Below are 22,324 nucleotides of genomic sequence, written 5' to 3' on the forward strand. Positions count from 1 at the left end.
AAGAAGGTCCGCTGCCCGGTCTCTTCTCATGAAGGCCGAAATTTTCCAGGAAACTCCGAGAGGAATCCGTCATGAAGGTCGTAGTGATCGGTGGAACCGGGCTCATCGGCTCGAAGGTGGTCGCAAAGCTCGGCGAGCACGGACACGAGGCGGTCGCGGCGGCACCCAACACCGGCGTCAACACGCTGACGGGTGAGGGGCTGGCCGACGTCCTGCAGGGCGCATCGGTCGTGATCGACGTGTCCAACTCCCCCTCGTTCGAGGACGAGGCCGTCATGGACTTCTTCCGCACCTCCACGACCAACCTCCTCAAGGCGGAGACCGAGGCCGGCGTCACGCACCACGTGGCGCTGTCCGTGGTCGGCACCGACCGCCTCCAGGGGAGCGGGTACTTCCGTGCCAAGCAGGCCCAGGAAGAGCTGATCAAGGCGTCCGGCATCCCTTACTCCATCGTCCACGCGACGCAGTTCTTCGAGTTCGCGAAGGGACTCGCCGACGGGGTCACCGAGGGCGACACCGTGCGCCTGCCCGCCGCCAAGATCCAGCCCATCGTCTCCGACGACGTGGCCGCCGCTGTCGGCCGCACCGCTGTCGGGGCCCCGGTCAACGGTGTGGTGGAGGTGGCCGGTCCCGAGGCGTTCGAGCTCGAGGAGTTCATCCGCATGGGACTCGCCGCCCACAACGACCCCCGCAAAATCGTCACGGACCCGCAGGCGACGTACTGGGGCGCCGAGTTGCAGGAGAACACGCTTCTGCCGGCACCGGACGCGCACATCGCCGGGACCAAGTTCACCGACTGGCTCGCACAGCAGAAGTAGACCCTCGGGGTGGCCCCTTTCCGGCGGGAGAGGCGCCACCCCGCTCTTTCCGACCCGGCCGACGACACGATCGGCCGGGTGCTCCCCATTCCCTTTTTTACGGATTCCTAGGAGAAACACGTGAGCGACACCCTTGAAGGAAAGGTCGTCCTGGTCACCGGCGCGTCCTCGGGTATCGGCCAGGCCACGGCAGTCGCCCTGTCGAAGGCGGGCGCCCGGGTCGCCGTCGCAGCCCGGCGGGCCGACCGGCTGCGTTCCCTCGCACAGGACGCCCCCGGCGAGATGCTGGTCCTCCAACTGGACGTCGCCGACCCTGAGTCGGTGCGCGACGCCGTCGCTGCGACCGTCGAGCGCTTCGGAGCCCTCGACATCCTGGTGAACAACGCGGGCGTCATGCTCAGCGGCCCGATCCTGGGCGCGGACACCGAGGAGTGGACGCGCATGGTCGACACCAACCTCCTCGGGTCGATGTACGCGGTCCATGCCGCCTTGCCTCACCTGCTGCGGCGCAAGGGGGCCGTGGTGCAGGTCTCCTCGACCTCGGGACGTATGGCAACGGCCGCAAGCGGCGTGTACGCGGCCACCAAGTTCGGCATCACCGCTTTCTCGGAGGCGTTGCGGCAGGAGGTCACGGCGCAGGGCGTACGCGTCATCGTCGTCGAACCCGGGTTCGTCGCAACGGAGTTGACCAGCCACATCACCGATCCGTCCATACAGGCCATGGCGAAGAACCTGGCCGAGTCCATGCGGACCCTCCGGCCCGAGGACATCGCCGACGCAGTCCTGTATGCCGTCACCCAGCCCGAGCACGTCGCCGTCAACGAGATCCTGATCCGCCCGACCGACCAGACAGTCTGAACACTTGTCGTAAGAGGTCACCGTTGGTGGCTCGCCCCGGTGACCAGCACTTTTTCCAAATGCGCGAGGTCACCGGAGCGAGCGGCCGCGAGGAACTCCTGCACGAGTCGCCGATGCGCTGCGGAGTCGACCGGCTGCCTGCGACGGCTGGCGGTGAGACGCGTGTGGGCGCGTGTGACGTGTTGCCTCGCATTGACGACGCTGACGTGCAGGAGCTCGGAGATCCGCTCGTACGGGTAGCCGAAACCATCTCTCAGGACGTACGCAGCACGTTGCCCCGGCGTCAGTGCCGCATCGCGGTTGTCGCTGCGAACTCCCGCCTCCACCACCTCGACGAGATACCAGCCGAAGAAGCCCAGGTCCTCGTGTTGACACGCCCGTTGGGCATGGTCGAGGGCGATGTCGTACCGGCCCAGACCGTTGTACAGCACAGCGGTGACATAGCCGGTCAGTCCCAGGGCCCGTCCCTCTCCCTTGGCCGTCGCAGTGCGGATACCGGCGTCGATCGACTTCATTGCCCGGCGTTCATCGTCACGCCAGGCCACGAGCATGAGGGAGGTGTAATTCATCGGGGCACTGCCCGTCGCCCGGGCGATCGCATCCGCCTCGTCGATCAGGGCTGCCGCGGTGGCGAATTCTCCGGCCTGCAGATGTACGCCCGCACGATGGGCGAGCGCGACGGGAAGGACGCCGAGCGCGCCGGCATTGCGGGCCAGTTGGACCGCACGGCTCGTCGGCTCGTGCCACGCCTGGTCGTCCCACAGCTCCGGCGCCACGGGCTCGGGCGCCACCGGGCACGCCGGCCAGAGCCAGCGTGCGATGTCGTCCTCCCCGCCCCAAGTGTCCGTCCAGAAGGCCCGGAGGGCCTTCTGGAGCAGCTTCACGCTCGCTGCGTAGCCCCCGGTGAAGTGTGTCGACACCCCGTCCAGGAGGAGATCCATCGGCCGCGGCGGGCTGTGTCCGCGGGGCGCGACCTGGGCAGCCTCAGCGGCCTCCCTGACGGTGTGCCCGCCGTCGAGCCGGCCGGCGAAGATCGCCGCGGCGAGCGCCTCGAGATAGGTCTCACGTGCAAGGACAGCGTCATGTGGCTCGATGCGTTTGGCCGCATCGAGGAAGAGGGGCGTGGCCGCACTGCCGCGGCTGCGGGCGAAAACGATCTGAGCGTGCAGCCGCGCCGGCCGGGCACACCGGAGGTCGTCGAGCGGCCCCAACTCCTCAACCATCGCCAGCTGATACGCCGCTTCAGGTGCCGCCGCTTCGAACTTGGCCTCCGCGGCCTCCAGCGATCGTGTGCTGCGGAGAGCAGGGTCGGGTGTCAGCTCCATCGCACGCTCGAGGAAAGCCGCCGCCGCAGCGACGCCGCCACGGTTTCGGGCCCGGTCCGCCGATCGAACCAACTCGACGGCCACCACCTCGTCACGGGCCACTGTCGCGTGGGCGCCATGCCAGGCCCGACGATCAGGATCCGAGTCCGGGTCGGTGGCCTCGGCCAGGGCGCGGTGTACCTCGTTCCGGGTCGGTCAGGGTCGCGGCGCGGTAGGACGCCGAGCGCACCAGCGGATGACGGAACCGTACGCGCGTACCGAACTCGATCAGTTCCGCCGCCAGGGCCGGGGACTCCGCCTCCGTTCCGATCCCGAGTCTCTCCGCAGCACGCCTCAGCAAGGTGACATCCCCGAGTGGTTCGGCAGCGGCGATCAGCAGCACTCGCTGCGTCGCCGCCGGAAGTGCCTGGACCCGTGCGAGGAAGCTCTGCTCGATCTGGCTCGCCAGCGGCTGCGCGTCCGGCGGGGCGAACCCACCGGCCATGTCGGCCACCGTCGACCCGCGCGGCAACTCCAGAAGAGCGAGAGGGTTCCCTCGGGCTTCGGCGAGAATCCTGCTCCGGACTCGCTCGTCGATCGGCCCGGGCATCACCGAGTTCAGCAAGGAGCGAGCGTCGCGCTCGTTCAAGCCGCCGCCGATCAGCTCGGGAATCCCTTCGAACGCACGCCCCTCCTCCGGCTCTGGCACCGCGAAGACGAGGCCGACCGACTCCGCCACAACGCGTCGCGCAACAAATCCGAGAACCTGTGCCGAAGCCCGATCGAGCCATTGGCGTCATCGACCAGGCAGATCAACGGCCGTGCCTCGGCCACGACGGCCAAGTGGCTGAGTACCGCCGGACCGAGCAGAAACCTGTTCGGCGACCCGCCTCTGGAAAGACCGAACGCGACGCCGAGCGCGTCGCGTTGTGGGCCGGGAAGGTGGTCGACGCTGTCGAGCAAGGATCCGCAGAGCTGGTGCAGCCCGGCGAACGGAAGCTCCATCTCGGCCTCGGTGCCGCCGGCTCGATTGACCCGGCAATCGCCGCCCGTGCGCTCCACGAGGTGGTCCAGCAGGGCGGTCTTGCCGATGCCTGCTCCGCCACGCACCACGAGAGCGGCACTCCGGCCGCCTCGTACGTTCGCCGCGAGCTGATCGAGCGCACCGCACTCACTTCTCCGGCCAGGCAGCCGTACACCACCATCTCCGCGACGCGGGCGCCATCTGCGTCGAGCCCACTCTCTGGGCGGCGTACGGGCGGGGCGGCCTTTTCGCCGTCCCGCCCTGTGGTGTACGCCGCTCAGCGGACCGTCCGCGCCGCCTTCTCGATGATGTCGGCGACGGCGTCGGGGTGGGAGACGCTCACGGCGTGCGAGGCCCGGACTTCCACCGTGTGCGCATGGGCGCGCTCGGCCATGAACCTCTGTGCCTGCGGCGGGATGTTGAGGTCCTCGGTGGCCACCAGCACCCAGGAGGAGATGGTCTTCCATGCCGGTTCGGAGGCACCCTCCTCCAGAGCGGCACTGGTCACCGGACGTTGGGTCACCGCCATGAGGTCCGTGGTGTTCTCGGGGACATCGGCGGCGAACTGGTAGTGGAACTTGCTCTGCTCGATGTAAAGGTCCGTTCCCTCGGAGCCGTCCGGGAGGGAGACCGGAACGGGGCGCAGAGCTTCGCCGAGCGTGCTGCCCGGGAACTTGGCCGCGAGCTCCCCCGCGCTCTCGCCCTTCTCGGGTACGAAGGCGGCGATGTACACGAGGGCCTTGACGTTTCCGGCGCCGTACGCGGCGTTGCTGATGACCGATCCGCCATAGGAGTGCCCGGCGAGCACGACGGGGCCGTCGATGCTCGCCAGAAGGTCCTTGATGTACGCGGCGTCGCTGCTCAGCCCGCGCAGCGGATTGGCCGCGGCCACCACGGGATAGCCGTGCCGCTTCAACTGCTCGACGACACCGTTCCAGCTGGTGGAGTCGGCGAAGGCGCCGTGAACGAGGACGACGGTCGGCTTGCGGTGCGCCGAGGAAGTGGCCTTGCCGGCGCTTGCCGGACCGACCGACGCGGCGAGGAGGCCGGCGGCGACCGTGACGGCTGCCATGAGGGAGAGAGGAGTGCGAGCACGTCGGAACAGCGAACGACGATTCATGAAGGGCCCTTTCGAGGCAGCGGATTCAGCCGTGTCCGGACAGACGGACGAGGCGAGTGCGGCACAACGCTGTACGTGACGGTCAGTTGCCGTGCAGAGCGGCGCGCAGGGTCTGAACGGCCTGCTCGACCGCGGCAGTTGTGGCCTGCGTGGACCGGAGGGGGTTGAGCATCATGAAGTCGTGCAGGGTGCCGTTGATACGGACGCTCGTCGTGGAGACCCCGGCCTGGATCAGCTTGCGCGCATACGCCTCGCCCTCGTCCCGCAGTACGTCGTGGTCGTCGACGATGACGAGCGCGGGCGGCAGCCCCTGCAACTCCTCAAGGCTCGCCCGAAGCGGCGAGGCGGTGATCTCGGCCCGCTGGGCGGGGTCGGTGGTGTAGCAGTCCCAGAACCAGGCCATGGCCTTCGCCGTGAGGTAGGGCCCGTTCGCGAACTCCCGGTAGCTTTCGCTGTCCTGGGCCGCGTCCGTGACGGGGTAGTACAGCGACTGGTGCACGAAGGTCACGTCACCGCGCTGCTTGGCCATGAGGGTCAGTGCCGCCGTCATGTTGCCGCCGACGGAGTCGCCGGCCACCGCCAGACGCGAGGCGTCCAGGCCTTCGTCGGCGCCCTTCGCGGTGATCCACCGAGCGGTCGCGTACGCCTGCTCGATCGCCACCGGGTACTTGGCCTCCGGCGAACGGTCGTACTCGACGAACACGACGGCGGCGTTCGTCCCGAAAGCCAGCTCACGCACCAGACGGTCATGCGTGCCGGCGTTGCCGATGACCCAGCCGCCCCCGTGCACGTACAGGACGACCGGCAGTGGGCCCTGACTGCCGACCGGCTTGACGATGCGCACCTGCACATCGCCTGCTTCGGCGGCCACGGTGATCCATTTCTCCTCCACGTCCGGCTCCTCCACGGGCGCCGCCTGCAGATCGTCCAGGACCTTACGGGCGCCCACCGGGCCGAGCTCGTAGAGAAACGGCGGATTGGCCGTCGCGTCCGCGAGTTCCTGCGCTGCGGGCTCAAGAACGGGCTTGGTCATCACTGCACTCCCTTGGTCGGAATTTCTTGCCTGCTTCTCACCTGTATGACCGGGCAACCGCCGAAGGTGTGACACACCTTCACATCATTTGGCACGTCTGCAAGGCGGGTCAGTTCCGGTGCTTGTCGGTGATCTCCTTGTATTCCTGCGCAGTTGGCTTGGCGATCTGCGTGCCTTCGCCGTAAAGCCTGTCGCTGAGCCGGGCACGCAGGTGCTGAGCAAGGCGGAACACGGCGTTCAGATCCCCCGCTCCATCCACAGCGCCGGGACCGATCGGCTTGTACTGCTCGTGCTGTACAAGAGCGTGGAGTTGTTCTTGGCTGAGCGGCTCGTGCACCTCGACGAATTCGCCGTTCGGCATGCGCTTGATGACGCCGGTTTCACGGCCGTGCAGCACCTTTTCGCGGTCACTGCGCTGAAGGCCGAGCGCCCACCGTTTCGTTATGACGTAGGCCATGACCGGCACGACGAAAAGACCGATACGGACCGCCCACGTCACTGATTCGGCCGAGACATGGAAGCGGATGGCAATGATGTCGTTCGCGGCGCCGATCAGGGCGACGAGATAGAAACTGACCCTGCGACACCGAGTGCCGTTCGCACCGGACGGTTGCGCGGTCGGTCAAGCAGGTGCTGCCCCCGCTTGTCGCCGGTCACCCAGGACTCGATGAACGGGTATGCGCCCAGGGCAAGGAAGAGACCAACACCTGTCGCCAGCGGAATCAGGTTGTCCAGGGCCAGCATGTGGCCCCAGAAGCCGACTTCCCAGCCGGGCATCACCCGCAGCATCCCGTCCGCCACGCCCATGTACCAGTCCGGCTGCGACCCGGCCGAAACCTGGTCGGGACGGTAGGGGCCGTACTGCCAGACGGGGTTGATCTGTGCGACTGAAGCGATGACGAATATGACACCGGCGACCAGGAAGAAATACCCCCGGACTTGACTGCGCGTACCCCGATCGGCAGGCCCACGACTTTCTCGTTGGTCCGTCCCCGACCCGGGCACTGCGTGTGCCTGTGGTAGAGCATCAGGATCAGATGGGCGGCAAGCAGTCCCACCATGAGGGCAGGGATGACCAGCACGTGGATGGTGTTGAAGCGTGCCACGAGCTCGCTCCCCGGGAACTCGCCTCCGAAGAGGAACATCGAGAGGTACATTCCGACGATCGGAATGGAAAGGATCGTGCCGTTCACGACAGCAAGGCCGGTCCCGGACAGGAGGTCGTACGGAAGGTCGTACCCCGTCAACCCTCCGAACATGGCGAGGATCAGCAGCAGGAATCCGGTCAGCCAGTTGAGTTCGCGAGGCTTGCGGAAGGCGCCCGTGAAGAACACCCGCATCATGTGGACGAGTATGGCGCCGACGAAGACCAGTGCCGCCCAGTGGTGGGCCTGCCGGATCAACAGACCGCCACGAACGTCGAAGGATATGTGCATCGTCGAATTGAAAGCCTCCGACACCATCTGGCCGCGCAGCGGTGCGTAGCTGCCGTTGTACTCCACCTCCTTCATCGACGGATGGAAGTAGAACGTCAGATACACACCCGTGATGATGAGGATGATGAAGCTGTAGAGACAGATTTCGCCCAGCATGAACGACCAGTGATCCGGGAAAGCCCTGCGCACTTTTGCTCTGACCAGGCTGTACACACCCAGGCGTCCGTCGGCCCACTCTGCAACCCTTTCCCCTTTGCCTCCCATCAGAGCTCACTCAAACAGGTTTGCTTTTGCAGAGGGTTACGTCGTCGCATCGCACGGCGTTCACGATCCGTCGTTCCGCCCCATATGCCTTCCACCTGTCCCACCCGCACAGCCCAGTCGAGGCACTGCTCCATGACAGGACAACGCCCGCAAACGGCCTTGGCTTCGTCGACCTGTCGAAGCGTCGGACCGCTGCTGGAAATGGGGAAGAACAGTTCAGGGTCTACGCGCAGGCAAGCTGCCCGTTCGCGCCAATGCATGGCATGGTCACCTCGTTCGGCAGTCATGGGAAAGAAGTGCGGGGGCTGTCAGGCAAGACCGGGCAACCCGTGCATGTGTGACACGCAGCCGCATTCCGCGCAGAGAACGCCGATGACACCCCGCTGAGCAGCAGCGCGGCCGGCACGCCGACCCATGTCACGAGATCCGCGAGTCCCCGGTCTAACGGGTTGAGCCGACGTCGTCGGCGTTGATGCGTGCAGGGTCGTGCGAGAGGGAGGGTGCCGTATGGACCAGGGCGATGCGGTGCCGATCGCGGAACTGTTGGAGGAGCGTCGGTTTCTGCTGGATGTCGCCTACTGGATGCTGGGCAGCCCGGGTGCGGCGGAGAGCGTTGTCGATGAGACCTATCGCCGCTGGTACGAGCTGTCCGACACGGCACGTCGGCAGATCACCGTTCCCCGGTCCTGGCTGACGAAGACCGCGGGGCGGATCTGTCTGGGCCGCCTCGTGCTGCCCGGCGGGAGTGGGACCGGGCACGAGGAGGGTCACCCGACACAGCCGGCGGACGCGGAGGAGGAGGCAGGCCGGGTCGTGCTCAACGCGCTGGAGTCGCTGTCGCCGGCCGAGCGGGCGGTATTCGTGCTTCACGCGTTCGGGATGCCCCCCGGGACCGTCGCGGACATCGTGGGCCGCACAGAGCCGGAGGTCGCCGAACTCGCCGACCGGGCCCGGCACTGGCTGCGCATGCAGCGCTCCCGGCCCACGACAGCACAACAGCAGGACGCCCTCGCCCGCGCCGTGCGCGAGGCCTGTGTCACCGGGGACGGTGAACGGCTCGCCTCGTTGCTGCGCTCGGACGTCACGGCGTTCTTCGACGGTGGTGGCAAGGTGCGGGCGCTGACCGGACCGGTCCATGGCAGCCGGCAGGTCACCCAAAGCCTGCTGACACTCCTGGCCCGCCGCCCCCGCACCAGCCTGACCACCCATTCCGTCAACGGCCGCACCGGCCTCGTCGCCCGCTACGACCGCCAGGTCGCCGCCGTCATCAGCCTCGACGTCGCGGACGACCACGTCGCCCAGGTCTGGGTCATCCTCAACCCCGACAAACTGCGGTCCTGGAACCGTCCGTAGCAGCAAAGACAGCGTCACACTGCCGCAGTCACGAACCATCCGACGCAGGGACAGTGGCAGTTGCGAAGAGGGAACGCGAGTCGAGGAAGGCGGCAATCTTGCTCGGACTGAACACCCACATCAGCTTGTAGACGCCTTCCTTCGAGGCGGCCACCGTCATGAACGCGGTGGGTTGGCCATCCCGGTAGACCATCACTCCCGTACAGCCGTTGGCGTCGACCAGCCGGGGCTCCGCTCCCCGCCACAACCGCCGATAGGTCGACAGTTTGGCCACACGTGCACGGCCCAGCACAGGTACGCGAGCGCAGCCCCGCATGCCGTTGCCGTCGGACAGGCTGACGGCATCGGGGACGAGGAGGGCCTCCAGTGATGCCACATCGCCCGTTTGAGCTGCTGAGACGAAGACGGTGAGGAGGCGCCGGTGTTCGGCTGCGTCCACGCTCTCCCGCTGCTCTTGCGACAGATGCCTGCGAGCACGGCTCACGATCTTCCGTATGTTGACAGGGCTGAGTTCGAGGATCTCGGCGATCTCGGCGTAGGCGTAGTCGAACGCCTCGCGCAGTACGTATGCGGCGCGCTCGGTGGCGGTCAGTTTCTCCAGCACCAGCAGCAGAGCCAGCTCCAGGGCCTCCGCGCGCTGGGCCCCCACCTCCGGGTCCGAACTCGTGTCGACGGGCTCCGGCAGCCACGGTCCGATGTAGGTCTCCCGGCGCACGCGCGCCGACTGCGCGACGTTGATGGCCAGGCGGGTCGTGGTGCTCGAGAGGAAGGCCACCGGGTTGACCACCACCGAGCGATCGGTTTTCTGCCAGCGCAGCCACACCTCCTGGACCACGTCTTCGGCCTCGACCGCGCTGCCGAGCATGCGGTAGGCGATCCCGAAGAGACGCCTCCGATTTTGCACAAAGACAGAAACAGCTTCGTCAAGGTCGTCACGTGCCGTGGCAGACCGTTCGAGATACATGATCCTTTGGCCTCCGTTGCTCCGCTCCATCTGCTTCATGGACCGGGGCCGCCCCGTGCCTGTGACAGAACTGGGGCCACAACTTTGTCGGAGCCTGGAAGCCCCACCATCGGCGCTCATGCACGAGCCTGCAAGACGAGCCGGCCCTCTGCAGCGGGCCCTCAGTGGTCAGCCCGACGTTCCCAGGAAACAAGAACCCCACATGTTCATGCCGCCGTGTCCTCACTCGCCCGGCTGCGCCGAAGCCCTGCGCCTCGTCGCTCGTGACGAAGGCGTCCCGCGGCTGCTGTACTGAGGCGGGGGAGACGAGATCCCGGCCGAAGGGGGCGGCGGTGAGCCAGACGGCCAGAACACGGATCTTGCGCTCCCAGGTGGGCACGGCCAGGACGTGATAGCCCCGGTGCATCAGCCAGGCGGGAAGTCCCTTGATGACAATGCCCTTGTACTGGAAAATGCCCCGCCCCAGCCCCAGCGTCGCCACCACTCCCAGACTGCTGCGGCGGTAGTTCCGGATTCGCCGCCCGCGCAGACTGGCCACGAGGCTCTTGGCGAGGCGCTTGCCCTGTCGCACGGCGTGCTGGGCGTCCGGCACAGGTTCGCTGTCGGTGCCCACGCGAAGATCGGGGCGGACCACGAGCAGGCCGCGCTCGTCGACCGCCGTGTCGAGTTGCCGGGCGAGGACCTCGTCGCCGGGCCAGCCCCGTTCGCGCAGGGTGGTGGTGCACTCGGTCGCTGTCTCCTGGGCGCCGGGCACTGACCGGGAAATGACCGCGGTGAGTGCGTCCCCGCACTGCTGCAGCACGCCGGTGGGGTCATGCATACGCAGCAGGGCGAGCAGGGACGGGCCGTTGGCGGTGTGGCAGGCGGCGCGGAGTGCCTTCAGCGCGTGGTCGGTCCATGCCTCGGCCGTGCCCGCGAGGCTACTACCCCAGGTTCTCGGCTGTGCACTCGACCAGGTGACCCCCATGACGCACTGCGAGCGCCACCGTCTCCGGTGCGAGACTGCGTTGGTGACCACGGCAGACGAGTCCTCTTCCAAGCGTCGGCCGCCGACGTTCGGCCCGGAGCCGTGACCTCATACGGCAGCGCCCGGTGAGTGGTCGTACTGGGACATGACGTCCGGTCAGCTCCCGCCGCCTTGCCCACTATCCGTCCGAGCCCACCCACCCGCGGCGGCGATAAAGTCCGCCGTGTGAGCGAGTACCAGTACTACGAGTTCCAGGCCCTCGACCGTCCGCTCAGCCGCGAGGAACAGGACCAGTTGCGGGCCGTCTCCACCCGGGCCCGGATCACCGCCACCAGCTTCACCAACACCTACAACTGGGGTGACCTGAGCGGGAACCCGCGCCGCATGGTCGAGCGCTACTTCGACGCCCACCTGTACGTCACCAACTGGGGCACCCACCGCCTGATACTCCGCCTGCCCAAACAGGCCCTGGCTTTGCCCACGGTGAAGCCGTACTGCCTCGACCACCACATCGACGCCTGGACCACCCGCACCCACCTTCTGCTCGATCTCACCAGCGAGGACGAAGGCGGCGACTGGATCGAGGGCGCCGACGACTCACTGGCCGCCCTGATCGGCGTACGCGACGAACTCGCCACCGGCGACCTGCGCCCCCTCTACCTCGCCTGGCTCTCCGCGCTCGCCGCCTGGGAACTCGAAGACGACGAAGAAGAGGAATACGAGACCTGCCCCGAACCGCCCGTCCCGGCCGGCCTCGGCGAATTGACCGCCCCGCAACGCGCGCTCGCGGACTTCCTGCGCGTCGACGCCGACCTGCTCACGGCCGCGGCCCAGGCCAGTCCCGCCGCGCCCAAGAAGTCGGCCAATCCCACGAAGAAGCAACTCGCGCCGCTGATCGCCGCCCTCCCGGAGCAGGAGAAGGACGCCCTGCTTCTGAGGCTCGCCCTCGGCCCCGAACCGCGAGTGCGCGCCGAACTCCTGCACCGCCTGCGCGGCACCACTATCCCCACTGCGATTCCCGGACGCCGGCCCGCCGCCCACCTCCTGGACGCCGCCCACACCCTGCGCACCGAACGCCGACAGCACGCCGAACACGAACGAGCCGAAGCCCGCACCCGGCACCTGACCGCCCTCGCGAGCGAAGCCGAGTCCGCCTGGCAGCAGATCGAGGCACACATCGCCACCAAAAAGACCAACGCCTACGACCAGGCCGTCGCCCTCCTCGCGGAACTGCGCGACGCCTACGCCCACACCGGACGTGACATGGACTTCGACCAGCGCCTGACCCGCCTGCGCGAGGACCACCAACGCCGCCCCGGCCTCATCCACCGCCTCGACCGCCACAGCCTCCGGTAACGCCCCCAGGCCACGGGGGCGAGGAAGCCCAGGCAGAGCTCCTCAGGGAAGCAGCGTGAACGCAGGAACGTGCTCGGGCACGAGTGCCCGGAAGTGCCGGTGGTCGAGCGTCGCGACATCCGTCAGCTTCAGCCGCTCCGCCACAGCGACCACCGAAGCATCCGCGACACGCAGCGGAAAGCCACGGTAGCGGTACATCAACTCAGCGATCCGGGCCATGTCCCGCGCGTCGGAAAACACCTGCACCAGATCACCGCCGACCACAGACTCCACCAGGTTGACTTCAGCCTCGGCCCCCAGATGCTTCCCGACCAGATAGCAGCATTCGGTCAGCACATACGGAGTGACAAGGAGATCGCCGTCGTACGACTCCAGTAGCTCGGCGCACTGCTCGTGATCAGGGTCGTTGCGGTTGAGGAAGGCGCCAAGTGGTCCGGTGTCAACGATCAGCATCGTCCTCGCCGATCTCCGCCCGCGCGATGTCCTTTGCCCGGGCACCGAGATCGGTCGCCGGGCCATCGAAGCTCCGCAGTATCCGAAACCGACTCGGTGCGGGCTTCACCAGACGCAGAGCGTGACGACGCAGCACCTCCGCCTGCTCGGGCTCCAGACGATCGATGAGCTCGTGCAGTTCTCCGTAGTCGTACGCCGAGGTCATGGCCGCTGCTTCTCCACCGCGCCGTATCCCCACGATAGCGTTGGCATCCCGAACCCATGGCCATGTCAGTTCGGCTCCATGTAATCGTCCGGGGCGGGTTCCGCCGACAGTCCTGCCGCGTCCGCGACATCCGGGCCCGCGTCTGCCTCGCGCTCTGCGCCACCACTGGCGGCGTCTTGCTCCCCCTGAACCGTCGCTCTCATCTTCCTCAGCCGATCGGCGTCGCTCGAATCTGACCCACTTGTGACCTTCATCTGCCCCTTTGGCGATCAAGGTGAGTCAGGTGGAAGAGGTGATCCAGGTGAAGGCTTCCGAGCCGCCGCACTCACCACGGGACGTGGACCTTCGCCGTCGACATCCCCGCCCCACAACACCGCCGCACCACCGGCCGGCGAGGCGGCTTCACCAGCCACGACGCCGCCCAGGCCGCACTGCGGACGTTCCTGGAGGGCGAGACCGGCGGGTTCAACGCCGACCCGAACCAGACGGTCGCCGACTACCTGAACGCCTGGCTGGCGGCGAAGGCGCTGATGCTCAAGCCGACGACCATGGCCCGCTACCGCGATTACGTGCACAACGATCTCGTCCCCGCCTTCGGCAGCCTCGGGCTCGACGATCTCAGGCACCGGCACATCAGCGCGTTCGTCACCAGTCAGCTCTCCGCCAGCCGCGGCCGCACCACCCTCTACCGGTGCCTGGCCACCCTGTCCAGCGCGCTGGGGGACGCGGTCCGCCAACGCCGCCTCGCCCACAACCCGGCCAGCCCACCGGCCCTGCGTCGGCCGCCCGCGCCGGAACGCCGGATCTGGACCGCCGACGAGGCGGTCCGCTTCCTCCAGCACTGCCACCAGACCGACCCGGACATGGCCGACCCGTTCGAGTTCCTCATCGGCACCGGCCTGCGCAAAGGCGAGGCCCTCGGCCTGCACTGGGACGACGTCCACCTGACCGAACGGGTTCTCTACGTGCGGTGCACGCTCTCCGCGATCGACAACAACCAACTCGTCATCACCCCGCCCAAGACCCGCTCCAGCAAAAGCTGGGTGGCCATCTCACCCCGCGTCGCCGCCGTCCTCCGGCACCGCGCGCGCTCCAGCGCCCGCACCCACAGCAACCCGGGCGCCCCCTTCAGAGGACTGGTCTTCTGCCGGCCCGACGGCCGGCCGCTGCGGCCCAGCACCGTCCTCGACCGGCTCCGGCACCTGTCCGAAGAAGCCGGCGTCCCCCGCGTGACCGTTCACGATCTGCGGCACCTGGCCGCCACCCTCACCATCACCGCCGGCGTGCCGCTCACCGTGGTCTCCAAGACCCTGCGCCACTCCATCCTGTCCACCACGGCCAACGTCTACAGCCACCTCACCCAGCAAGCCGCCCGCGAAGCCGTCGACACCATTGAGCACACCCTCACCCGGATCGAACGCAAAGCCGACCGGCAGGCCCGGTTGAAGCGACTGCGATCACCACGCGACCACATCCAACGCCTCCGCGAAGTCCTCAACCGGCTCTGCTCCCCCGCCCCATCCGGCTTCTGCACCACCGCCAGCCAGTCCCGAACCCGGCCCGCGACCACATTGCGACCACCAGCCCTCCAAGAACGCGAAAAGCCGCCCTCCCACAAATGAGAGAACGGCTTCCGACCTGCAACAAAGCTGGTCGGGACGACAGGATTTGAACCTGCGACCCCTTGACCCCCAGTCAAGTGCGCTACCAAGCTGCGCCACGTCCCGGTGCCCGTCTGACCTGGGGGTTTCCCCCGGCCGAACACGCATGGAAACAATACCGCACTCGGGTCGGTGGTCGCGCACGCCTTTTGTCCCGGCACAACGGCGGGCGCTTGACCTGAAGTTTGGTCGAGGTTGCACGATCGTCCACATGACGATCACCGAGGAACACCGGCGTACATACGGATACGCAGACCTACCCCACCTCATGGGGCTGATGACCGGCGACGAGAAGCACGGCCCTGCCGCGACATCCACGCTGGATGTGCTGTGGGTGCTGTACGACCAGGTCCTGCGGGTGGGACCCAAACAGCTGGACGACCCCGAACGGGACCGCTTCCTCCTCTCCAAGGGGCACGGGCCGATGGCGTACTACGCGGTGCTCGTCGCGAAGGGCTTCGTACCCGTGGAGTGGTTGCCGGGGTTCGGCTCGTACGACTCCCCGCTCGGCCATCACCCCGACCGCGTACTCGTGCCCGGCGCCGAGATCGGCAGCGGGTCGCTCGGGCACGGGCTGCCCATCGGCGTCGGTACGGCACTGGGGCTGCGCGCCCAAGGGCTCGACGAGCCGCGGGTCTGGGTGCTGATCGGGGACGCCGAACTGGACGAGGGCAGCAACCACGAGGCCATCGCCTTCGCCGGCCCCGCCGGCCTGGAGCGGCTGCACACCGTCGTCGTCGACAACTCCTCCGCCAGCCATGCCAGGCCCGGCGGTATCGCCGCCCGTTTCGAGGCCGCGGGCTGGTCCGCCGTCACCGTCGACGGGCGTGATCACGAAGCGCTGTACGCCGCGTTCACCGCTCCGCATCCCGGCCGACCGCACGTGGTCGTGGCGCGCGTGGAGCCGAAGAACGAGAACACCTGATTCGCCGCCCCAGCCGTCCCAACCAGTCCAGCCGTCCCAACCAGTCCAGCCGCTCCAGCCGCTCCAGCCGCTCCAGCCGCTCCAGCCGCCTGATTCTCCAGAAGGGTTCCGCTCCCATGGACACCATGCGTGACCGTTTCGCCCCCGTCGTCTCCCGCCTGCTGGACGAGGATCCGCGGGTCGCGGTCGTCCTTGCAGAGATCGGCTGGGACGCCTTCGCCGAGGTCCAACGGCGGCACCCCGACCGGGTCGTGAACGTCGGCATCCGCGAGCAGTTGCTGATCGGCACCGGCGCGGGGCTGGCGCTGACCGGGCTGCGGCCGATCGTGCACACCTTCGCCAGTTTCCTCGTCGAGCGGCCCTTCGAGCAGGTGAAGTTGGACCTGGGGCACCAGGACGTCGGCGCGGTACTGGTGAGCGCGGCGGCCTCGTTCGACTGGCCAGCGGGCGGCTACACGCACATGGCCCCCGGCGACGTCGCCCTGCTGGACACCTTGGACGGCTGGACCGTGCACGTACCCGGGCATCCGGACGAGGCCGAGACGCTGCTGCGGCACGCGGTCGCGGCGGGCGACGACAAGGTGTACGTCCGGCTCTCCGTGCAGGCCAACGCCGTGGGGCGCGCGGTCGACGGGGCGCGGTTCCACACCGTCCGCGAGGGCAGGTCCGGCGTGGTCGTCGCCGTCGGGCCGACGCTGGACGCCGTCCTCGCCGCCACCGAGGCGCTCGACACGACCGTCCTGTACGCCACGACCGTCCGCCCCTTCGACGCGGCCGCCCTGCGCCACGCCACGGAGACGGCCGGGACGGATGTCGTCCTCGTCGAGCCGTACCTGGCCGGTACGTCCACGGCGGCGGCGAACGACGCCCTCACCGACGTACCCCACCGCGTGCTGGGCCTCGGCGTCGGCCGCCGCGAACTGCGGCGCTACGGCCACACCGAGGAACACGTGGCCGCGCACGGGCTCGACGCCCGGTCGCTGCGGGAGCGGATCGGCGAGTTCGTGGGAGGGGGACGGGTGGTGGGCGTGAGCGCCTGAGGCGGCGGGACGGGAGGACTCAGGGGGTCGGCCGCCGACGCCGGACACAGGAACACGCCCGCCGTCTCCAACTCCGCCCTCGCCTCTCCGAACCCAGCCCTCAACGAACCCAGCCCTCTACGAACCCAGCCCTCTACGAACCCAGCCCTCTCCTTCCGCCCCCTCCCCGTATCAACCCGGCTGCGGACACTCCCGCTCGTGGGTCTCATGGATCTCATGGGTCCCCCGCATGCCCGCCCCCGCCCTCGGCGCATCCGCCCGCACCAGGTTCCGAATCGCCGGTACGGCGAGAAGCGCCACCGGGATCGCCAGACTGATCGCGCCGGCGACGAGGAGTACCCGGCCGACGCCGAGTGCCGCGGCGGCGGGGCCCGCGAGGGCCTGGCCGACCGGCATCATCGCGAGGGAGCCGGCCACGTCGTACGCGTGGATGCGGTTGAGGACGTCGGGCGGCACCTGCGTCTGCACGCTGGTCGCCCACATCACGCTCCAGAACGACATCCCGGCCCCGGCGACGGCCGCGCCGACCGCCATGGCGGGGACGCCGAAGCCTGCCCCTACGCTCGCCGGAAAGCACGCGAAGACGAACAGGGAGATCGCGCCGGCCCGCAGCATGCGACGGGGTCTCAGGCGCAGGGCGAGGAGTCCGCCGACGACCGTGCCCGCACCGAGCGCGGAGTTGACCAGGCCGTACGCGCGCGGGCCGTGCTGCTGCACCACCTCCGTCGCCACCAGCGGAACCGACGGCCCCCACACGGCGATCATGTACACGCACCAGACGGCAATCACGCCCCACAGCCACGTACGCGACCTGAACTCCCGCCAGCCTTCGACCAGATCGGCCCGGAAGGCGCTGCCGCCGTGCCCGGTCGGACCGCTGTCCGGGGCGAGCGGCGGCAGCCGGAGCAGCAGCAGGCACAGTGCGCTGACCGCGTACGTGGCGGCATGGGCGGCGAAGACTCCACCGGGCGAGGCGAAGCCGACCAACAGGCCAGCGGCGGCGGGGCCGGCGAGTTGGGCGGCGGCCTCGGCGATGCGGATGGCGCCGTTCGCGCCCTGGATGTCGGAGGCGAGCCGGGGCACCGTGCTCGCGACGCCGGGCTGGAAGACGGCTCCCGCAACGCCGTTGGCGAAGCCGATCGCGCAGACCTCCCACAGGACGACGTGACCGGAGTAGAACAGCACGGCCGCGAGTGCCTGTGTGCCGAGGCGCACCAGGTCGGCGCCGATCATCAGCTTCTGCGTGTCGAAACGGTCTGCGATGACCCCGCCGAAGACGACAAGCCCGGCGAAGGCGGCGGCCGTCGAGGCCATCGCCAGACCCACCGCGCCCACCCCGTACCCGTGCTGGAGCAGGCCCGCCGCGAGAGCGACCGGCAGCATGGTGTCGCCGAGACGGGCAATGGCCCGGGCGACGAAGAACAACCCGAAGTCCCGCGACCAGACAGGCCGCTGCCCCCTAGCCGTCGCGGACCGATCCGATGAACCAGTAGACCCCGGTGAGCCGATCTCCCCCGACGAACCACTTTCCCCCGCCGAGTCCGCCGACGACCCCGGCTGCGACGACACCCCTGCCATCCCCTCGCGTTCCCCTCCCCGCCCACCTACCCGCCTGCCTGCCCACCACGAACAACTCCGGATCATGCCACGCGGCACCGACAACGCCCGAGGGGTTTTCAGTCCGCGGTCGGCAGCCCCAACTCGGGGTGGGAGTCGAGCAGTCGAGGCGGGGCCGCCTGGCGCCAGGAGTCGGCGAGGATGTCGTGCAGTTCGCCCTCGTCCTCCAGCGCGGACAGCCGCACCCGCACCCACGCGAACTGCGCCTCGTGGTCGGCGATCCAGAACTTCTCCGGCTCGGCGAGAGCCAGTTCGTCGCGCTCCTCCTTGGGGCAGCGCACGGCGATGGAGGTCTCGTCCTCGGGCACTGTGGCGAACATCTTCCCCGCGACCCGGAACGTGGGCATGTTCCAGGCGATCTTCTCCGTCGTGTCCGGCAGAGCAAGGGCGACACGGCGTACGTCTTCGGCGTCCGGCATGCCTCGCACCGTAGCGCCTCCCACTGACAACCACCTGGTGAGAGCGCCGATCCGCCCCCGCGCACACTGCCGCACGACCTCACCGCCGCACCCCCTCAAGCGCTGGCGGTTACGCCCGCCCCCAACCGCTTGTAATAGATCGACGTCGGCCGCAACACCCCGTCGGGACTCGCCGCGTAGTCCGGAATCGCGCCGATCCTGGTCCAACCCGCCCCGCCGTAGAGCCGCTCGGCGAGGCTGTCGGTCTCGGTGTCCAGGTGGAGAAGGGTGATGCCGGACGCGGCGGCCGCCTCTTCGGCGGTGCCGAGCAGAGCGCGGCCGAGACCCTGTCCGCGGGCGTCCCGGTGCACCATCAGCTTCACCAGTTCGGCCCGGTGACGGCTGTTGGGCTTGTTCGGGAAAGCGAGGCTCACCGTGCCGACGGCCCGCTCCCCCTCGTATGCCGCCCAGACGGCGAGTTGCCCGGCGTCCGCCCCCGCGGCTCGCCCCTTCCACCAGGCAAGAGCCTCCGCGCGATCAAGCGGCGCGAGGAACCCGACGGACGCGCCACCATCCACCGTGTCGACCAGCAATTCGGCCAACTCCCCCACCCGCGGAAGCAGTTCACCACCGCCAAGTCGGCGCACGATCACGGCAGCACCACCGCCAAGACGTACCGCACATCGGCACGCCCCGCGCACCGGAACCGAGTCGGCCCCCACACCCGCAATCGCAGGCAGTCCCCGGTGTCGAGGTGATGCGTCACATCCTGTGCCGTCACGTCGAGCGCCCCCTCCAGTACCCAGATGTGCTGTTCCAGACCGGGCACGGGCGGCCGGTCGTACGCGAGGTCGGCGCCCACCGTCAGCCGCCCCTCGACGAGTTCACCGCGCAGCCCGGCGTGCGGCGGGGACACGGATCGTCGTACGAAACCAGAGGCCCTGTCCTGCCACACCGGCTGCTCGGCGGCCCGCAACAGCAGCGCGGGCTCGGCCTCGACCTCGCTGAGGAGTTGGGACATGGTCCGCCCGTAGGCGTTGCAGAGGCGGTTGAGCAGGGAGGCGGTCGGGCTGATCTCCGCGCGTTCGGCCCGGGACAGCGTGGACTTGCTGATCCCGCTGCGCTCCGCGAGCTCCCCCAGGGACCATCCGCGCTCGGCACGCAGTTCGGCGAGGCGAGTACCGAGCCGGGCATCGACGGCATCCAGAGCCGCCTCTTCGGCCTGTTTCATATCCGGGACGCTAGCCCACATATGAAACGGGCGGGTTACGTACGGCTCACTCCCGAGCCGCCGCACCGAGCGCATCCAGCACCGGCCTGATCAGCGGATGCTCCTCCGCACCACGACGTACGGCCGCGAAGACCCGGCGCGTGGGCGCGACCCCGTCGACGGGACGGACCACCACCCCGGCTAGATCCATGCCGATCAGCGCCGAGCGCGGCACGAGCGCCACGCCCGCGCCGGCCGAGGCAAGGGCGACGACCGCGCGGAAGTCGTCCGAGGAGTGTTCGAGCCGGGGCTGGAAGCCCGCGCTCTCGCAGGCGAGGACCACCACGTCGTGACAGGGGTTGCCGGGGTACGGGCCGATCCACGCGTCCTTAGCCAGCTCCGCGAGCGGCACCTCGGCGGTGTCGGCCAGGTGGTGCGAGACCGGTACGACGGCGTCGAAGGGCTCGGCGTACAGCGGCACGTGGGTCAGCCGGGGGTCGTCGGCGGCCGGCGCCCCGCGGTACTCCACGGCGACCGCGACGTCGACCTGCCGGTCGAGGACCATCGGGAGGCTGGCGTCGCCCTCCGCGTCCTGGACGCGGATACGGATGCCGGGGGCCGTCGAGGAGAGCCGGGCAAGCGCCGGCGCCACGACCAGGGCGATACCGGTCGCGAAGGAGGCGACGGTGACCGTGCCGGCCGCGCCGGAACTGTACGCGGCGAGCTCGGCCTCGGCCCGCTCCAACTGGGCGAGGACGGCGTTGGTGTGGCTGAGCAGGATCTCGCCGGCGGCGGTGAGCCGTACCCCCTTGGCCCCGCGCTCGACCAGGCGGTGACCGGTCTCCTGTTCCAGCGCGGCGAGCTGTTGCGAGACGGCGGAGGGGGTGAGGTACAGCGCGGCGGCAGCCGCCGTCACCGTGCGATGGTCGGCCACCGCCCGGAGGATGTGGAGCCGCCGCGCTTCGATCATGGGATCGATTGTCTCAAACACGCCCGTGCGCCCTGCGCACCCTCGGACGACCAGCCGCTCAGGCGTTCCCGGCCCCTCGCTCGCCCTCTCACCCGCCTCCGCTCAGCCCTCCAGCTCCGCCCGAGCCGCCACAAACGCGTCGACCGCCCGGTTCACGTCCTCCGTCGAGTGCGCCGCCGACAGCTGGACCCGGATCCGGGCCTGGCCCTGCGGCACCACCGGGTACGAGAAGCCGATCACGTACACGCCCCGCTCAAGGAGCAGCTCCGCCAGGCGGCCCGCCTTCGTCGCGTCGCCGATCATCACGGGGGCGATGGCGTGGTCGCCGGGGAGGATCTCGAAGCCCTCCTCGGTCATCCGGCGCCGGAACAGCGCGGTGTTCTCGGCCAGCCGGACGCGCAGGTCGTCTGCCGACTCCAGCAGGTCGAGCACCTTGAGGGAGGCCGCCGCGATCACGGGGGCGAGGGTGTTCGAGAAGAGATACGGGCGCGAGCGCTGGCGCAGCAGGGCGACGATCTCGGCGCGGGCGGCGACGTAACCGCCGGAGGCGCCGCCGAGGGCCTTGCCCAGGGTGCCGGTGATGATGTCGACGCGGTCCATGACGCCGTGCAGCTCGGGGGTGCCGCGGCCGCCGGGGCCGACGAAGCCGACGGCGTGCGAGTCGTCGACCATGACCATGGCGTCGTAGCGGTCGGCGAGGTCGCAGATCTCGCCGAGCGGCGCCACGTAACCGTCCATCGAGAACACGCCGTCGGTGACGATCAGCCGCCGTCGCGCGTCGGACGCGTCCTTCAACTGCCGTTCCAGATCGGCCAGATCACGGTTGGCGTAGCGGAAGCGGCGGGCCTTGGACAGGCGGATGCCGTCGATGATCGAGGCGTGGTTGAGGGCGTCGGAGATCACCGCGTCCTCGGGGCCGAGCAGCGTCTCGAAGACACCGCCGTTGGCGTCGAAGCAGGAGGAGTAGAGGATCGTGTCCTCCTGGCCGAGGAAGGCCGACAGCCGTGCCTCCAGCTCCTTGTGCACCTCCTGCGTACCGCAGATGAAGCGCACGGACGCCATGCCGTAGCCCCAGCGGTCCAGGGCCTCGTGGGCCGCGGCCACGACCTCGGGGTGGTCGGCGAGGCCGAGGTAGTTGTTGGCGCAGAAGTTGAGTACCTCGCCGGGGCGACCGCCCGCGGTGACGTTCACGGTCGCGGACTGCGGGCTGCCGATCACGCGCTCGGGCTTGTGCAGACCGGCGGCGCGGATCTCGTCGAGGGTGGTGCGGAGGTCGTCGCGCACGGAGTCGAACATGGGGGAAGCTCCTAAAATGCCTTCGCCGAAAGGGAGTTACGCGGTCCGAGGG

Annotated in this window: 22 protein-coding genes, 1 tRNA gene and 2 pseudogenes; 7 read left to right on the forward strand and 18 right to left on the reverse strand. The window is 69.0% G+C overall.

The annotated features are described in order from the left end of the window. Positions 1 to 71: 71 nt before the first annotated feature. Together M2283_RS00705 and M2283_RS00710 are read left to right on the forward strand one after the other, a co-directional pair. The gene (locus tag M2283_RS00705) at positions 72 to 818 is read left to right on the forward strand and encodes an SDR family oxidoreductase (RefSeq protein WP_280873915.1); all 747 of its coding nucleotides are present in this window, start codon (positions 72 to 74) and stop codon (positions 816 to 818) included. Positions 819 to 938: 120 nt separating this feature from the next. Continuing rightward, positions 939 to 1,676, forward strand: a complete 738-nt coding sequence (locus M2283_RS00710; RefSeq protein WP_280873916.1) for an SDR family NAD(P)-dependent oxidoreductase — start codon at positions 939 to 941, stop codon at positions 1,674 to 1,676. 17 nt (positions 1,677 to 1,693) lie between these two features. Here the strand turns inward: M2283_RS00710 and M2283_RS00715 are convergent, their stop codons facing one another. The 7 genes and pseudogenes from M2283_RS00715 to M2283_RS00745 all read right to left on the reverse strand — a co-directional run bounded on the left by M2283_RS00715 (position 1,694) and on the right by M2283_RS00745 (position 8,117). Next, a complete protein-coding gene (locus M2283_RS00715) occupies positions 1,694 to 3,103 on the reverse strand; it encodes a sigma factor-like helix-turn-helix DNA-binding protein (protein WP_280873917.1) in 1,410 nt (469 codons plus the stop codon). Between the two features lie 31 nt (positions 3,104 to 3,134). Continuing rightward, complete coding sequence (locus M2283_RS00720) at positions 3,135 to 3,605, reverse strand: hypothetical protein (RefSeq protein WP_280873918.1); 471 nt, start codon at positions 3,603 to 3,605, stop codon at positions 3,135 to 3,137. A 35-nt stretch (positions 3,606 to 3,640) separates the two neighbouring features. Continuing rightward, a complete protein-coding gene (locus tag M2283_RS00725) occupies positions 3,641 to 4,285 on the reverse strand; it encodes an ATP-binding protein (RefSeq protein WP_280874671.1) in 645 nt (214 codons plus the stop codon). Further along, complete coding sequence (locus M2283_RS00730) at positions 4,282 to 5,124, reverse strand: alpha/beta fold hydrolase (protein ID WP_280873919.1); 843 nt, start codon at positions 5,122 to 5,124, stop codon at positions 4,282 to 4,284. The genes M2283_RS00725 and M2283_RS00730 overlap by 4 nt, the downstream gene beginning before the upstream one ends. Before the next feature lie 82 nt (positions 5,125 to 5,206). Next, positions 5,207 to 6,157 (reverse strand): alpha/beta hydrolase, encoded by a 951-nt coding sequence (locus tag M2283_RS00735; protein ID WP_280873920.1) that lies wholly within the window; start codon positions 6,155 to 6,157, stop codon positions 5,207 to 5,209. Positions 6,158 to 6,266: 109 nt separating this feature from the next. Beyond that, positions 6,267 to 7,857 (reverse strand): annotated as a pseudogene (gene qcrB / locus M2283_RS00740) (cytochrome bc1 complex cytochrome b subunit). Continuing rightward, positions 7,857 to 8,117, reverse strand: a complete 261-nt coding sequence (locus M2283_RS00745; protein ID WP_280874673.1) for a WhiB family transcriptional regulator — start codon at positions 8,115 to 8,117, stop codon at positions 7,857 to 7,859. The pseudogene qcrB and the gene M2283_RS00745 overlap by 1 nt, the downstream one beginning before the upstream one ends. Positions 8,118 to 8,364: 247 nt before the next feature. Here M2283_RS00745 and M2283_RS00750 point away from each other — a divergent pair, with 247 nt between their 5' ends. Further along, the gene (locus M2283_RS00750) at positions 8,365 to 9,210 is read left to right on the forward strand and encodes a sigma factor (RefSeq protein ID WP_280873921.1); all 846 of its coding nucleotides are present in this window, start codon (positions 8,365 to 8,367) and stop codon (positions 9,208 to 9,210) included. A gap of 28 nt (positions 9,211 to 9,238) precedes the next feature. On the opposite strand, the gene M2283_RS00755 is transcribed toward M2283_RS00750, so the two are convergent. Beyond that, a complete protein-coding gene (locus M2283_RS00755; RefSeq protein WP_280873922.1) occupies positions 9,239 to 10,174 on the reverse strand; it encodes a sigma-70 family RNA polymerase sigma factor in 936 nt (311 codons plus the stop codon). A 253-nt stretch (positions 10,175 to 10,427) separates the two neighbouring features. Then, positions 10,428 to 10,874 (reverse strand): annotated as a pseudogene (locus M2283_RS00760) (NAD(P)/FAD-dependent oxidoreductase); the annotation flags it as partial. Between the two features lie 492 nt (positions 10,875 to 11,366). Here M2283_RS00760 and M2283_RS00765 point away from each other — a divergent pair. After that, positions 11,367 to 12,497: a hypothetical protein gene (locus M2283_RS00765; protein ID WP_280873923.1), complete on the forward strand. Its 1,131-nt coding sequence runs from the start codon at positions 11,367 to 11,369 to the stop codon at positions 12,495 to 12,497. A gap of 42 nt (positions 12,498 to 12,539) precedes the next feature. Here the strand turns inward: M2283_RS00765 and M2283_RS00770 are convergent, their stop codons facing one another. After that, on the reverse strand, positions 12,540 to 12,950 hold the full coding sequence (locus M2283_RS00770; protein ID WP_280873924.1) for a type II toxin-antitoxin system VapC family toxin: 411 nt from the start codon (positions 12,948 to 12,950) through the stop codon (positions 12,540 to 12,542). Further along, positions 12,937 to 13,155 (reverse strand): hypothetical protein, encoded by a 219-nt coding sequence (locus M2283_RS00775; RefSeq protein ID WP_280873925.1) that lies wholly within the window; start codon positions 13,153 to 13,155, stop codon positions 12,937 to 12,939. The genes M2283_RS00770 and M2283_RS00775 overlap by 14 nt, the downstream gene beginning before the upstream one ends. Before the next feature lie 443 nt (positions 13,156 to 13,598). On the opposite strand from M2283_RS00775, the gene M2283_RS00780 reads away from it, so the two are divergent. Continuing rightward, positions 13,599 to 14,777, forward strand: coding sequence for a tyrosine-type recombinase/integrase (locus M2283_RS00780; RefSeq protein ID WP_280874674.1), 1,179 nt, complete (start codon positions 13,599 to 13,601; stop codon positions 14,775 to 14,777). Between the two features lie 28 nt (positions 14,778 to 14,805). On the opposite strand, the gene M2283_RS00785 is transcribed toward M2283_RS00780, so the two are convergent. Then, positions 14,806 to 14,882, reverse strand: a tRNA-Pro gene (locus M2283_RS00785). A 145-nt stretch (positions 14,883 to 15,027) separates the two neighbouring features. Between M2283_RS00785 and M2283_RS00790 the strand changes: the two genes are divergently transcribed. Together M2283_RS00790 and M2283_RS00795 are read left to right on the forward strand one after the other, a co-directional pair. Next, entirely contained in the window at positions 15,028 to 15,741 is a 714-nt protein-coding gene (locus M2283_RS00790; protein WP_280873926.1) for a transketolase, read from the forward strand. A 116-nt stretch (positions 15,742 to 15,857) separates the two neighbouring features. Then, positions 15,858 to 16,781, forward strand: coding sequence for a transketolase family protein (locus M2283_RS00795; protein WP_280873927.1), 924 nt, complete (start codon positions 15,858 to 15,860; stop codon positions 16,779 to 16,781). Between the two features lie 171 nt (positions 16,782 to 16,952). On the opposite strand, the gene M2283_RS00800 is transcribed toward M2283_RS00795, so the two are convergent. From M2283_RS00800 to M2283_RS00825, 6 genes are all read right to left on the reverse strand, one after another. Beyond that, a complete protein-coding gene (locus M2283_RS00800) occupies positions 16,953 to 18,359 on the reverse strand; it encodes an MFS transporter (protein ID WP_280873928.1) in 1,407 nt (468 codons plus the stop codon). 98 nt (positions 18,360 to 18,457) lie between these two features. Then, positions 18,458 to 18,817, reverse strand: coding sequence for an MmcQ/YjbR family DNA-binding protein (locus M2283_RS00805; protein WP_280873929.1), 360 nt, complete (start codon positions 18,815 to 18,817; stop codon positions 18,458 to 18,460). Positions 18,818 to 18,912: 95 nt separating this feature from the next. Then, positions 18,913 to 19,449: a GNAT family N-acetyltransferase gene (locus M2283_RS00810; protein ID WP_280873930.1), complete on the reverse strand. Its 537-nt coding sequence runs from the start codon at positions 19,447 to 19,449 to the stop codon at positions 18,913 to 18,915. Then, entirely contained in the window at positions 19,446 to 20,027 is a 582-nt protein-coding gene (locus M2283_RS00815; protein WP_280873931.1) for a helix-turn-helix domain-containing protein, read from the reverse strand. Before M2283_RS00815 ends, M2283_RS00810 begins: the two co-directional genes overlap by 4 nt. Before the next feature lie 46 nt (positions 20,028 to 20,073). Further along, the gene (locus tag M2283_RS00820) at positions 20,074 to 20,976 is read right to left on the reverse strand and encodes a LysR family transcriptional regulator (protein WP_280873932.1); all 903 of its coding nucleotides are present in this window, start codon (positions 20,974 to 20,976) and stop codon (positions 20,074 to 20,076) included. A 102-nt stretch (positions 20,977 to 21,078) separates the two neighbouring features. Beyond that, on the reverse strand, positions 21,079 to 22,272 hold the full coding sequence (locus M2283_RS00825) for a glycine C-acetyltransferase (RefSeq protein WP_280873933.1): 1,194 nt from the start codon (positions 22,270 to 22,272) through the stop codon (positions 21,079 to 21,081). Positions 22,273 to 22,324 lie beyond the last annotated feature (52 nt).

Source organism: Streptomyces pseudovenezuelae (assembly GCF_029892565.1).
GTDB classification, from domain to species: Bacteria; Actinomycetota; Actinomycetes; order Streptomycetales; family Streptomycetaceae; genus Streptomyces; species Streptomyces pseudovenezuelae_A.

Bases quoted from the DNA above. Each gene is read 5' to 3' on its own strand.
- M2283_RS00705 (WP_280873915.1), top strand. From the start codon at position 72: ATGAAGGTCGTAGTGATCGGTGGAACCGGGCTCATCGGCTCGAAGGTG.
- M2283_RS00730 (WP_280873919.1), bottom strand. From the start codon at position 5,124: ATGAATCGTCGTTCGCTGTTCCGACGTGCTCGCACTCCTCTCTCCCTC.
- M2283_RS00735 (WP_280873920.1), bottom strand. From the start codon at position 6,157: ATGACCAAGCCCGTTCTTGAGCCCGCAGCGCAGGAACTCGCGGACGCG.
- M2283_RS00745 (WP_280874673.1), bottom strand. From the start codon at position 8,117: ATGCATTGGCGCGAACGGGCAGCTTGCCTGCGCGTAGACCCTGAACTG.
- M2283_RS00750 (WP_280873921.1), top strand. From the start codon at position 8,365: ATGGACCAGGGCGATGCGGTGCCGATCGCGGAACTGTTGGAGGAGCGT.
- M2283_RS00755 (WP_280873922.1), bottom strand. From the start codon at position 10,174: ATGTATCTCGAACGGTCTGCCACGGCACGTGACGACCTTGACGAAGCT.
- M2283_RS00770 (WP_280873924.1), bottom strand. From the start codon at position 12,950: ATGCTGATCGTTGACACCGGACCACTTGGCGCCTTCCTCAACCGCAAC.
- M2283_RS00775 (WP_280873925.1), bottom strand. From the start codon at position 13,155: ATGACCTCGGCGTACGACTACGGAGAACTGCACGAGCTCATCGATCGT.
- M2283_RS00790 (WP_280873926.1), top strand. From the start codon at position 15,028: ATGACGATCACCGAGGAACACCGGCGTACATACGGATACGCAGACCTA.
- M2283_RS00795 (WP_280873927.1), top strand. From the start codon at position 15,858: ATGGACACCATGCGTGACCGTTTCGCCCCCGTCGTCTCCCGCCTGCTG.
- M2283_RS00800 (WP_280873928.1), bottom strand. From the start codon at position 18,359: ATGGCAGGGGTGTCGTCGCAGCCGGGGTCGTCGGCGGACTCGGCGGGG.
- M2283_RS00805 (WP_280873929.1), bottom strand. From the start codon at position 18,817: ATGCCGGACGCCGAAGACGTACGCCGTGTCGCCCTTGCTCTGCCGGAC.
- M2283_RS00815 (WP_280873931.1), bottom strand. From the start codon at position 20,027: ATGAAACAGGCCGAAGAGGCGGCTCTGGATGCCGTCGATGCCCGGCTC.
- M2283_RS00820 (WP_280873932.1), bottom strand. From the start codon at position 20,976: ATGATCGAAGCGCGGCGGCTCCACATCCTCCGGGCGGTGGCCGACCAT.
- M2283_RS00825 (WP_280873933.1), bottom strand. From the start codon at position 22,272: ATGTTCGACTCCGTGCGCGACGACCTCCGCACCACCCTCGACGAGATC.